This is a genomic window from Staphylococcus parequorum, assembly GCF_039237145.1.
GTDB classification, from domain to species: Bacteria; Bacillota; Bacilli; order Staphylococcales; family Staphylococcaceae; genus Staphylococcus; species Staphylococcus equorum_A.
This window is the reverse complement of record NZ_CP150682.1, coordinates 1,401,103-1,413,303: the sequence shown is the minus strand read 5'-3', so window position 1 is coordinate 1,413,303 and position 12,201 is coordinate 1,401,103. Positions and strand designations below refer to the sequence as shown.

Below are 12,201 nucleotides of genomic sequence, written 5' to 3'. Positions count from 1 at the left end.
TATTATTTAGAAATGAGGAGAATTTTTATGAAAACAGCTCAAATATTATTAGGTCTTGGTGCTGGCGTTGCAACTGGTCTTGGCTTTGCTTTAATGAATCGCGATAAAAGAGAGTCTAACCAATTTAATGCACAAACAAAAAGACCTGCCGGCGCTGAATCAGAAGTTGATAGAGAAATTAATACCATTAAGCAAAGTATAAATGATATTACGAATTATATCTCTCAAATTAAATCTGAAAGTACAGAATTTGGTAGTACAATTGGTGATGAAGTGAAAACAATGATTGGTGATTTCAAATCTGATATCAACCCTAACATTGAAAAATTACAGTCTCATATCGAGAATTTACAAAATCGTGGCGAAGAAATTAGCAAAACTTTTGAAAAAGATAAGTAACCTACAGTTATTCAATTGATTTTATGCTAAACATCTATCAAACCTAAACATAGAGCTGTAACCTTTAGCATTGTCCATAATGAGGTTTACAGCTCTTTTTATATACTGATATAAACTCCTATAAAAGCATTCAATTGATCGCTTATTTCTTCTTTTATATGCGCCCTATTACATATTCAAAATTATCTTGACCTTTTTACTGTTAGGATAGATAATACGAAAGTATATAAGTGCTGATATTTATTAAGTAGAGGAGCATGATTTAGTTATGTATCTATGTACACGCCAAATTGATATAAATGCACGTTTCGGCTTACCTAGAATCGCATTTCTAAGTTTAGTCACAACGATCATTACATTCTTAATTGCCTATGAAATTTTGTATTTCTTTTCCAATACGAAATTGACGGATCAATATTTTTTAGTATTTTTAGTGTTAGTGGTGATCTTATACCCTATTCATAAAGCAATTCATTTAGTATTTCTGTTTCCTTATTATAAATCTTTCAAAAAATATAAATTAGTGCGACATAAATCCGTTCCTTTTTATAATACGTATGTGAACACACCTGTAAATAAATATTACTTTTGCTTTGATTTAATTACGCCTGTAATCATTATTACGAGCATCTGTGCATATGCCAGCATACAGTTCCCACAATTTGGTCACTACTTTATGTTTATTCTTGCATTAAATATGGGTTATTCAGTAATGGATTTTCTTTATTTAAAAATAATACTATTTTCCAATGAAGGTTCATATATAGAAGAACATCAAACTGGTATTAATATTCTAAATAAAGTTGACACTAAATATGAACAATAATGCATAGTGTCTTTGACATACAAGCAGCATGCTATCTATCAGATACCTAATACGTCTTGTGGGTGGGATAGAAATCAAATTTTAAATTTTGATTTCTATCCCACTTTTTTGTTTTTTATTCAAATTAATTTTAATAATCTATTTTTTTATATATTTACTAATACTATAGTCTTAGAAATAGGGTTTCTTATTGGTGAACACAGCATAATATGTTATATTTACGTTGTTATTATTACAAAAGGAGTTTCCAACCATGAAAACATTTAAAAAAGTTATACTTCCGGTTACGGCAAGCGCGTTGCTATTAAGTGCTTGTGGTAGTAGTGCAACAGATTCAAAAGATGATACGATTATTTCATCAAAAGCTGGAGACGTTAAAGTAGAAGATGTCATGAGCAAAATGGGCGATGAACAAATTGCCAACAGTTCATTCTCAATCTTATTAAACAAATTACTAGCAGATAAATATAAAGACGAAGTTAATACGAAAGACATCGACAAAGAAGTTGAAAAAGAACAAAAACAATATGGCGGTAAAGAACAATTTGAAAGTATGTTAAAACAGCAAAAAATGTCTATAAGTGATTATAAAGAACAGAAGAAAACGCAAGCTTATCAAAAAGAATTACTTAATGACAAAGTCGATGTTTCAGATAAAGAAATCAAAGAAAACACTAAAAAAGGTTCTCATATCTTAATTAAAGTAAAAGAAAATGAAGATGATAAAGAAGGTTTATCTGATAAAGATGCAAAAGCAAAAGCAGAAAAAATCAAAAAACAAGTCGATAAAGATCCAGACAAATTTGGTGAAATCGCAAAAGAAGAATCAGGAGATAAATCATCAGCTAAAAAAGACGGTAGCTTAGGTTATGTTATGAAAGGCCAAATGGAAGATAAATTTGAAAAAGCTCTCTTTAAACTTAAAGAAGGCGAAATTTCTAAAGTAGTGAAAACAGATTATGGTTATCATATTATTAAAGCAGACAAAGAAGACGACTTTGATAAACAAAAAGATAAACTTAAATCTCAATTATTACAATCTAAAGTACAAAAAGAGCCTAAACTATTAACAGATGCATACAAAGAATTATTAGATGAATATAATGTAGACTATAAGGATAGAGATATCAAAAAAGCTATTGAAGATTCAATCTTAAACCCAGAAAAAATAAAACAACAGCAGCAACAACAGCAACAGCAACAAGCTATGCAACAAGGTGGCGCTGGAATGTCTACAGGACAATAAAAAGCCATCACAGTGTCTCTGAAATAGCTCACACAAATTCAAAAAGGCTGATAGATTCTAAAAGAGATTCTATCAGCCTTTTTTATAATAGAAAACACCAAGCCAACAGAAAAACAAATGGCTTGGTGTATTTAATTTGAGGATGTGTTCTTGATGTTCCAAACTATCCTCTTATATAAACAATGACGTGATTAGTCTAGTGACGTTGGATTATAAAACTGTCTGCCATCTAGTCCAAAAATACGCTCAGTAAATTGACCTTTATCCGTTTTCTTATATGCTTTTTCAAACATATTCATTTTAGCATCGATATTATCAATAAAGAATAATATTTCTGCTTCTTTCATGTGCGGTAACTTAGGAGAACCATATTCCATCTTACCATGATGTGCTAAAATCATATGGCGCAATAAAAGTACTTCTTCTCCGTCAAGATTCAACTCTCTTGCCGCTTCTGCAACTTCATCACTCGCTATGGAGATGTGACCAAGTAAATTACCTTCTACTGTGTACGATGTAGCAACTGGTCCGCTTAATTCTCTTACTTTACCTAAATCATGTAAAATAATTGAGCTATATAATAAACTACGGTTAAGTAAAGGATAAATATCACATATAGATTTAGCAACACGCAACATCGTTAATACATGATAACTTAAACCACTAGAAAAGTTATGGTGATGTGTACTTGCCGCTGGGAATGTGAAAAATGCTTCTTGATGCTTACGTATCAAATGACGCGTAATACGTTGTAGCGTAGCATTTTCAATATCTAGCATATAATGTGAAACTTCTTCTTGAATTTCATCTGGTGTTAATGGCGCACCATCAACAAAATCTTGTGTTTTCATATTATCTTCTGGTTTAGCTAACTGTATTTTATTGATTTTCATCTGTTTTCTACCACGATAATTGATAACATCACCAGTAACATGGACAATTTGTTCAGGCTCTAATATTTTCATATCTTCTTTTGAAACCGTCCATAATTTAGATTCTATATCCCCACTTTTATCTTGTAAATGTAGTGTCATATAATCTTTGCCTTGAGCTGTCACACCTTGTATTGCTTTATGAATTAGAAAAAAGTGATCTACAGAATCTCCAGGCTTTAAATTTTCTACGTTTCTCATTATTTACCGCCTTCCTCGAATTTATTCAACGTAATGATTTGTTTTGAAGGCACACTTGTATCTTTCACACATGTAAAGAATAAAATTTGATAGTCTTTCGGCATTTGTCTTAAATAATTCATCATAATTTCTTTGCGTTGTTTATCAAAATGTACAAATGCATCATCAATGATAATTGGAAATGGATAGTATGGTTTTAACGTTTTGATTAAACTCAATCGCAATGAAATATAAAGTATTTCTTTAGTAGACTGACTAAGTTCTACTGGTTCATACATTTGACCATTTTGTTGTTTCACCATTAATTCATCGTTAGCATAAGTCACTTGTACGTAATGACCATTTGTTAAATGCGTAAATATATCAGTTGCTTCGCTTATCACTTCTGGTAAACGTTTATCTTTAATTTGTGCAATGTGACCTTCTACTAAAGATTGTAAGTAACTCAGACTTGCCCAATCTTTTGCTTCATCATTTACTTTATTTTTAAGAATATGGAATCTATGTCTTAAATCAGCTAATGTCTTGTCTGTTTCCATATCAGTTATTTTTGCGTTTAAGTCACTAACTTCTGACTGCATTTCTAAATATTGATCATTATATTCGTCTACTTGTCGTGCTAAGACTTCATCTTCATGCGTTAATTGCGCATAAGTCTTTTCACTTAACCTTGAGCTTAAATCATAATTATAATTTTGATTCTCTAAGTATTTCGATAAATCATTAAACCTTGTCATTTGTTGTTGATAATTTTGATATTGTACATGTTGTTGATAATAACTCTCTTCATCAGAAGCATTAACATAGCCAAATAACTGTGTAATCACATTATTATTTTCGTTTAATCGATTGTGTAGTTGCGATACTTCACTCTCAATTAATTTGATTTGCTCATCGTTTCTATTCCATTTTTCAAGATTACTTGTTTCTTCTTTGAGCCACTGTCTAATGTCATGGAATAGTGATAAATCATTAAAATACGTAAATTGATTATTAGTTATTTCTTTAGCATGTGCATAAAATGCTTCTAACGATTCACGTAATTGACGCGCTTGCTCTTTAAGTTCATCGATATGCTTATCGTAGTCTTTAATCTTATTCATTGTGCCAATACTATCAATGATTAGTTCATCTGACATTTTATCAGATAAATGCAAATCTGTTTTAACTTTATGAATACTGTCTTGTGCTTCTTGATATTGTTTTTGAGCTTGCTCTAAACTCGTTGCTAAATAGTCGGCCTTTTTATCAAGTGCTTCTTTTGTCTTAACTGTACTATGCAACTGTTCCCGCACTCGGTACTGATCATCCAAGTCAAAGTCAAGATCATAATTATCTTCTAAATGCGTAATTTGTCGTTGCAAATCATCTATTTCTTTTGAGAAAGTTTCACTATGACCTATTTCCTTAGATTTTACAAAGAAAACGCCTATGATAAATATGACTGACAATATCGTAAATACAACGCCAAAGAGTATGTTCGCAGATACGAATGAGAAAATCGTTAGTCCTATACTTATTACTGCTAATATAATTAAGCTTATGCGTAATAAATTCTGTTTTTTCTCATTTTCTTGTTGATCTTTATCAAAAGCCTCTTTCATTTTTTGGTAAAGGTTATTCTTTTCTTGAAGCTCAAATACTTGTTTATTATATTGTTTTTTCTTTTCAAAATTTTCTTCAGGTACAATATCTGCTTCTAAAGCATCTATTTCCGTAGCATTGGTCTCTTGATCAATTTTATTTTCTTCGATATTACGTTCGAGTTGTTGTACAAATGCAGTTTGTTCTTGTTTGTTTTTAATTTGATTACTTACAAAGCTTTTCATTGCTTCTGAACTGTCAACTTGATGATGCACATCATGCCAGCCAATATTAGACTTCAGACCAGTCTTTTCGCGCTCTTTATCTTGGATGTCTTTTTCAATAGCTTTAAGTTCGTATTCTTTTTGTTTAATTTCATTCTCTTGTTGGTGTAAATGATTGAAAGCATCTATATCACTTTGTTTCGGAACATTGATTTTTTCATTTTCTGATTTAAGATGCGCTAACTTTTCTTCTCTTAAACCCAAATCTCTTTTAAGGTTTTGGGTTTGAATTTTTGCAGATTCGTAGCGATCAATACCTTGTTCTGGGAAAAGTACTGGTTCAATATTTAGTTGAGATTCTAATGTTTTCCATTCTTGTGTTTGTTCATGCAAAGTGAGTTCTTTTTGTTTTTCGTTATGCATTTTAGATAACTGTGCTAGATTTTGCTTTATATTATCTAACCTGCGTTCTGATTTATCTTTATCATCCACAAGTCTTTTATAAGTAGTTAACTTCGACTCTTCTGCTCTAATTTGACTCTCTAAGTCTTTCAACTGATCTAATTGTTGATTAATAATTGGATTACGTCCATTTTTCTTATATAACATTTCTTTTTTCTCATTTAAAATGCCACGCATGCTAGTAAATTCTGTAGAACCTAATGCACCCGCTTGTAATAAATAATTTTGTAATTGTGTCTCATCCATATTTTTATGAATATCTTGTAACCCAAGTACATCAAAAGAAAAAATACCTTGGTATGTACGTTTAGAAATAAAATTCAATTCTTTTTTCAACCAATTTTCATCTTTAATCGTGCCATTAGGTAAATAAACTTTCACATCGCCTACTGCACTACCCTTTATACGCTCTACATCAACTAATGTGCCATCATCTTGAATTAAAGTTAATTTACCACCATATTGGTTACCTAATCGTGGTTCTAAGCGCGGCTCATTTTCTTTTTTTGTTGGAAAACCAAATAAGATGGAGTGAATAAAGGCTTGTATCGTAGACTTTCCAGTTTCGTTTTCACCATATATTTCAGTGAAAGTCTCATCAAATTCGATTGTTCTTTGTATAAATCTACCATAACCATATATCTCTAACGATTTAATTTTCATATTATTCCTCCCTCATATCTGACTTTAATAATTCTTCGGCATGTTCTATCAAACCACGTCGATCAAAATCACTATAATTTTCTAGATATTTAGAAGCTTTAGGGTTTAAATATAAATCGTTCATAGCTTTATCATAAACAGTGTTGTCATCGATTAACTCTGGCGAGAATTCTTTTACTAATGTATTTTGATCTTCATATTTATTGTTGATTGTTAAATTTTCAATAAATACAAAGTTATGTTCATTTTCTTCATAATCACTAATCATTTCATGAACTTGTATGACGTCTTGTTCAGGTATCAATTGATCGGAATTAACAATAACCTTCAATTGATAAATCGATTTACCATTTTTTCTCACTTGTGTTTTAAAAGTTTGAATTGCTTCAAAAAGACCTTGCTTAGAAGTTTTATCTGTTTCAAGCGTTGCTTTTTCAAAGCGAATAAATTGTGTAGGTACGAATTTAGCCTCGAGATTTAAATCGTCGCCTTCTACGAGTAAACAACCTTTTTCACCTAATTCTTTAAAGTGTCGGCCTTGTATATTACCTGGATAGTGAATTTGAGGCATATCGCTTAATTGTTGACGTTCATGAATATGACCTAGTGCCCAATAATGATACAGCTTATTGTTTAAATCTTCTAATCTAAATTCTGTATAGCGGTCTTTCGCACTAGATTTACTATATGTACCATGAAGTATGCCAATATGGATTCCTTTTTGGCCTTGACTTGATGGATAAGCATCTAATTTATTTTCGTAACTCGCATCATTTTGATAACTAAAGCCGTGAAGATAGATTTCTTCTCCATTTTTAGTGATTGTTTGATAAGTTTCAACATTTTCTGAGAACACTGAAACATTATCTGGCCATTCTGTTCCAATATTCGATGATAAAGGATCATGATTGCCATGACAAATATAGACGAATATTTGTTCTTTAGATAAGCGCTCAAATTGCTCTTTCAAAAACACTTCTGCACGTAATGTCCGATTCTGTTGGTCAAATAAATCACCAGAAACAATCATAAAATCTATTTCTTCATTCAATGCTAAATCTACTATTTTTTTAAAGCTTTCGTACGCACTTTTTTGCATATCTTCAAAAATCGACTGACTTAAATAGCTTCTTGACTTAAACGGGCTATCTAAATGTAAGTCAGCACAATGAATAAATTTCACCATACAGTACAGTTCTCCTTTATCTAAAGGTTTATTTAAGATGATACATGCAAGACAATCTATAAATGAATTAGTTGCTCATTCAAATTTTAAGATGTGTGCATGCGAATACCTTGTATCTCTATATTTTACCACATTGTCTAAGATTCAGTCGATAAAACAAAAAAAGCTACAATACATAAAATGTATTGTAGCTGGAAATCAAAAATCTGATTAATTGATATTAGTCAGCGTAGATTTCGTCTAAAGGTTTAACAATGATTTGGTTGATTTCTTGGAATACTTGGCTCATGTTTTGTTCAGCAGCCATTAATTCTGAAATGTTTGAATCATTTTCGATTTTTTGAGCTTGTTCTTGTGCTTTTTGTAGCTCTTCTTCACCGATTTCTTCACCTTGCATTTGTTTTTGTTGGAATTCTAATTGAGTTTCACGGAATTCGTCAAATAATTCTTTTGACTCTTTATTTTCTTTAACATTTGCATAAGCTTTTTGAATAGCTTGGTATTCATCACTTTCTCTTAAAGCTTGTTCTAATTGATTTGCATGATCGTGTAAATTTACTGCCACTATGCTTCACTCCTTTTTGTATATGTGTGAAAACCACATCGGTATTACAATAACATAATTTAATATGTTATACAAAAATTGCAATTACGCCCTGTAATAGCCCTATTATGCCCCCTAATAAAAAACCTAAAAGCATAATTAATTTCAGTTCTTTATTTGCGACATCAATGATTAATCTTTCTATATAAGCTAAATCAAATGTATTAATTTGTTCTTCAACCATTTGTCTTAAATTAATCTTTTTCATGATTGGAGATATATGTTTAGATATATTCTCTATAATAACATCTGTTAGTTTTTGAGAAACTTTACTTTCTAAGAAATGAATAAAGCTTGGCATTAAAGTATTAAACGATTGTTTTGATACTTTATCTACATCTAAATAACCAACAGCTAATTCAGTTATAGAAGTTTTAAATGAATTGTACTGACTTTCGCTAACAAGTTCATTTAAATTTTTAGCTTTCATAGTCTCATATTCATTATCAATGACCTGTTTTGCAATTGCCTTAGCTTTAGGATGTTTAGTTAAACGAATAAGTTCATGTTGAATACGATCAGCAATACTCTCTTTAGTCATAAACATTTGTAATAAGCCAACTATTTTACCTTTTTCGTTGAAGAAAGTCTCCAACATAGATGCAATATCAGTTGCACCTTTTTCTGAACTTAGATACACGCTTGCTCTTTCAAACAATAAATCAGGAACTAAATCTATTTTACTATCAATACTAGCTTCTATTTCTTCAGGAATAATCTGTTTGATAGGTGTAGTTTGATTATCTTGGTAAAATGCATCTAATTTATTTGAAATCACTAAGTCTAATTTTTCATTTGCTACCTGCGCAACATCTAAATCTAACTTATCAGCGAAATATTGCAATGTCATATGTTCTTGTTTTAATTTTTGAATTTGTTTAAGTAATACTTCTTCAATTGCTTGTCTTGAAGATGGTGCATTTAATTTTGATTGGATTAAACTTTCTGTTAATAAGTGTTCTTCAACTACTTGACCAATCTTATCAGCGACTTCTTTTCTACGTTTTGGTATTAATCCTGGTGTAAAGGGCACACGTTTATTAAAAATATAATAGGTTTTAAATGGATGAAATAGCATTCTAACTGCTAAAATATTTGTTACCCCACCTATCAATGCTCCAATCACCATCATAAATACAATTATTAAAAAAGTATGCATAGATGATTTCTCCTTTAAATTCTATAATTTATTTCTGTTTTATTGAAAGACCATTTTAAATTACAATCATTTTTACATTGTATAATACTTACTATAAAAATGTGTAGTAAAAATACCTTGTTTTCTATATTTAGTTACTTAATTCATCTTAAATATCACAAGCAACTAAAATAAAGTGACAAAACAACCAAATAAAAAAAGACCTAAATCTTTGTTTAGGTCAAGTAGAGTAAAGTGACTAAATCATTCATATACAATTTAAAGTCCCATGTCACCCAATTATATAAATAATGATTCTCCTATCACAAAATGAATTAATATTATACGTGCATTAATTCTTCTTTTGATATTCTGCCGAAGTATGTTTCAGCTTCTCTTAATTTAGACGTTCCAAATATTGGTTGCGTTTCGTTATTAAGTACACGATAGATATCACTTACTTTATTACTTTGTAAGATGAAACCGTTGCGGCTATCAATCGTATTCCAGTATATGTCACTTGTTGTAGAATGGTTAGGGTATGCACAATGATTACGAGAAATCGTTTGTACCATTTCTAAAGGATCACAACCAAAAGTACTATTTAGAACATCTGAATCTCTGAATAACGCACAAATTGATACACACGTAGTCCAGTTAGGTAATACTCTCTCTTTTTCTATTTGAACTAATGTCTTTTTTGAAAGACCAATAGTTTGGGCCATCGTATCTTGCGTATAACCTGCTTCAATACGTACCATTTTAAATTTTGTTTGAATTAAATCTGTGAAATGCTGTCTATCCATTACTTTAATCTACCTTTCATAAAAGAATATTTTATCCGGACACAAGAAATTGCAATAATACACGCTTCTTGAAACACAAATTACATCTTAATACAATTTTCAAGAAAATAAAAGAGTGAAATGAAATTTTCATTGTTTTTTATCATTGGCGCAATTATCAAAATAATCAATCTTATATCTTATAAATAAGTTACAAACAAAAAACATTTTGATTGTAAGCGTATTATTTTTGTGAAAAGTGTTATTTTCTTAAATTACTTATTACTCTTTTAAGATAAAAACACTATTAATCATTATAGCCTACTTTACCCATTTGCGCATAGAAAAAGATTTAAAAAATTTAAAAGTTATTAAATTGAGCTATAACCGTTTACTTTTTTCAGAATCTTCATTATACTCTGAGTTACTTTTCAAAATTAGAGGTGCTTAAAATGGAAGATAAATACATATTACTAGCAACATGTTCAGACAAAGTTGGAATTACATCATTAATCACAAATATCATTTCACAATATGATTCTAATATTTTACATTTAGATCACTTTACAGAATATGATCATGCACAAGATGCCGATGGAAAATTATATTTACGATTTGAATTTAATAAAGTGCCTTTAGTAAAAGAAGCTTTAGAAAAAACACTAAGTGAAAATGATATTGAATTTAACTTATTCGATAATAGTCATAAAACTAAAATTGCCTTATTTGTTTCAAAAGAAGATCATGCTTTCAATGAAGTTTTACTGAGAGTGAAACGTGGAGAAATACCTGCGGAAATTGTATGTGTTGTCAGTAATCACGAAAATAATAGACATTTTGCAGAAACGTTTAATATTCCTTTTTATTATGTGCCTAGCAACGATGCTAAAGATTTAGTTGAGAAATATATTTTAGATATTTGTGGCAAACACGAAATTGAACTCATTGTATTAGCAAAATATATGCAAATTTTAAGTGACGATTTCGTGAGCCAATATCCAAATCAAATCATCAATATTCATCATTCCTTCTTACCTTCATTTATTGGAGCAAATCCTTATAAACAAGCTTGGGAACGTGGAGTGAAACTTGTCGGAGCTACGAGTCACTATGTAACATCTGACTTAGATGAAGGCCCTATCATTGATCAAGATGTAACACGTATTAATCATCGTTATAATGTTCAAGACTTAAGAAAAATTGGTCGTCATGTTGAATCAAGTGTATTAGCACAAGCTGTTGAATACCACGTTCAACATAAAGTAATAGTTACAAAAGGAAATAAAACAATCGTATTTAATTAATAGTAAAAACGGCGTGTACTACTCGCTGTTACCATATGCTCATGTATCATTTTTTAATAATAACTATCAATATCTTCTATTATAAGTGTGATTTTTATAAATGAGATAATACCTAGAATCTTTAGGTATTATCTCGTTTTTTTATTTACATGCTCACTATTAAGTGATGCAATTAGATTTTTTTAGATTCAATACAATCTAAATGAACAGCTTTAATTTTAACGTTAACTGTTCTATAACAGAGCTTAACCAGCTTTGTCTGTATTAATATCTTTCGTAGGTTCTCAAACTTTTCACACGTTGTTTTAAAAATTTTCACATTCTTTGTGAAAATAAATCTGTATCATGAAAACGGCGTGTATAGTTTTTACTAAATGTACCTAAACGAGGTACTTTATCTAAATAGTTTAACCTTACTACCAATGGTAAGCTACGTTCGTTTCTATCTCTTTTATCAATTGATTTATTCAACATTACAAACACCACCACTGTTTAATTTAAATATATTACATTATTTTTGTTTGAAAAATGCCACTAATTCGTGCCGACTCCTGCGGGAAAAGCACTAGCCGAAGACTACAGGCTGAGGCTGTGCCCGCGGAAAGCGTGCACAAAAAAGTGCCAACAAAGTCGGAGACTTTGTCGAC

10 protein-coding genes and 1 pseudogene are annotated in these 12,201 nt (G+C 30.3%); 4 read left to right on the top strand and 7 right to left on the bottom strand.

The features are described 5' to 3' along the window. Positions 1 to 27 precede the first annotated feature (27 nt). The 3 genes from AAA453_RS06835 (at position 28) to prsA (ending at position 2,471) form a co-directional block, all read left to right on the top strand. On the top strand, positions 28 to 399 hold the full coding sequence (locus AAA453_RS06835) for a YtxH domain-containing protein (protein ID WP_046466337.1): 372 nt from the start codon (positions 28 to 30) through the stop codon (positions 397 to 399). A 268-nt stretch (positions 400 to 667) separates the two neighbouring features. Next, on the top strand, positions 668 to 1,225 hold the full coding sequence (locus AAA453_RS06830; protein WP_002507252.1) for a DUF3267 domain-containing protein: 558 nt from the start codon (positions 668 to 670) through the stop codon (positions 1,223 to 1,225). Between the two features lie 253 nt (positions 1,226 to 1,478). Next, positions 1,479 to 2,471 (top strand): peptidylprolyl isomerase PrsA, encoded by a 993-nt coding sequence (prsA, locus tag AAA453_RS06825; RefSeq protein ID WP_277575893.1) that lies wholly within the window; start codon positions 1,479 to 1,481, stop codon positions 2,469 to 2,471. Between the two features lie 191 nt (positions 2,472 to 2,662). On the opposite strand, the gene yhaM is transcribed toward prsA, so the two are convergent. The 6 genes from yhaM to xdrA all read right to left on the bottom strand — a co-directional run bounded on the left by yhaM (position 2,663) and on the right by xdrA (position 10,271). Beyond that, positions 2,663 to 3,604 (bottom strand): 3'-5' exoribonuclease YhaM, encoded by a 942-nt coding sequence (gene yhaM / locus AAA453_RS06820; RefSeq protein ID WP_046466335.1) that lies wholly within the window; start codon positions 3,602 to 3,604, stop codon positions 2,663 to 2,665. Further along, on the bottom strand, positions 3,604 to 6,537 hold the full coding sequence (locus AAA453_RS06815) for an AAA family ATPase (protein WP_427707004.1): 2,934 nt from the start codon (positions 6,535 to 6,537) through the stop codon (positions 3,604 to 3,606). The genes yhaM and AAA453_RS06815 overlap by 1 nt, the downstream gene beginning before the upstream one ends. A gap of 1 nt (position 6,538) precedes the next feature. Further along, positions 6,539 to 7,723 carry a metallophosphoesterase family protein gene (locus AAA453_RS06810; protein ID WP_046466333.1) on the bottom strand — a complete coding sequence of 395 codons (1,185 nt, stop codon included), beginning with the start codon at positions 7,721 to 7,723 and terminating at the stop codon, positions 6,539 to 6,541. A gap of 220 nt (positions 7,724 to 7,943) precedes the next feature. Next, the gene (locus tag AAA453_RS06805; RefSeq protein WP_046466332.1) at positions 7,944 to 8,288 is read right to left on the bottom strand and encodes a YlbF/YmcA family competence regulator; all 345 of its coding nucleotides are present in this window, start codon (positions 8,286 to 8,288) and stop codon (positions 7,944 to 7,946) included. A 67-nt stretch (positions 8,289 to 8,355) separates the two neighbouring features. Next, positions 8,356 to 9,486, bottom strand: coding sequence for a DUF445 domain-containing protein (locus AAA453_RS06800; RefSeq protein ID WP_427707002.1), 1,131 nt, complete (start codon positions 9,484 to 9,486; stop codon positions 8,356 to 8,358). A gap of 320 nt (positions 9,487 to 9,806) precedes the next feature. Further along, on the bottom strand, positions 9,807 to 10,271 hold the full coding sequence (gene xdrA / locus AAA453_RS06795; protein ID WP_277582196.1) for an XRE family transcriptional regulator XdrA: 465 nt from the start codon (positions 10,269 to 10,271) through the stop codon (positions 9,807 to 9,809). A gap of 431 nt (positions 10,272 to 10,702) precedes the next feature. Between xdrA and purU the strand changes: the two genes are divergently transcribed. After that, complete coding sequence (gene purU, locus AAA453_RS06790; RefSeq protein ID WP_427707000.1) at positions 10,703 to 11,554, top strand: formyltetrahydrofolate deformylase; 852 nt, start codon at positions 10,703 to 10,705, stop codon at positions 11,552 to 11,554. A gap of 324 nt (positions 11,555 to 11,878) precedes the next feature. Here purU and AAA453_RS06785 read toward each other — a convergent pair. Further along, positions 11,879 to 12,021, bottom strand: a pseudogene (locus tag AAA453_RS06785) (IS5/IS1182 family transposase); the annotation flags it as partial. Positions 12,022 to 12,201 lie beyond the last annotated feature (180 nt).

Coding starts and splice junctions, on each gene's coding strand:
- AAA453_RS06835 (WP_046466337.1), top strand. CDS start 28: ATGAAAACAGCTCAAATATTATTAGGTCTTGGTGCTGGCGTTGCAACT.
- AAA453_RS06830 (WP_002507252.1), top strand. CDS start 668: ATGTATCTATGTACACGCCAAATTGATATAAATGCACGTTTCGGCTTA.
- prsA (WP_277575893.1), top strand. CDS start 1,479: ATGAAAACATTTAAAAAAGTTATACTTCCGGTTACGGCAAGCGCGTTG.
- yhaM (WP_046466335.1), bottom strand. CDS start 3,604: ATGAGAAACGTAGAAAATTTAAAGCCTGGAGATTCTGTAGATCACTTT.
- AAA453_RS06815 (WP_427707004.1), bottom strand. CDS start 6,537: ATGAAAATTAAATCGTTAGAGATATATGGTTATGGTAGATTTATACAA.
- AAA453_RS06810 (WP_046466333.1), bottom strand. CDS start 7,723: ATGGTGAAATTTATTCATTGTGCTGACTTACATTTAGATAGCCCGTTT.
- AAA453_RS06800 (WP_427707002.1), bottom strand. CDS start 9,486: ATGCATACTTTTTTAATAATTGTATTTATGATGGTGATTGGAGCATTG.
- xdrA (WP_277582196.1), bottom strand. CDS start 10,271: ATGGATAGACAGCATTTCACAGATTTAATTCAAACAAAATTTAAAATG.
- purU (WP_427707000.1), top strand. CDS start 10,703: ATGGAAGATAAATACATATTACTAGCAACATGTTCAGACAAAGTTGGA.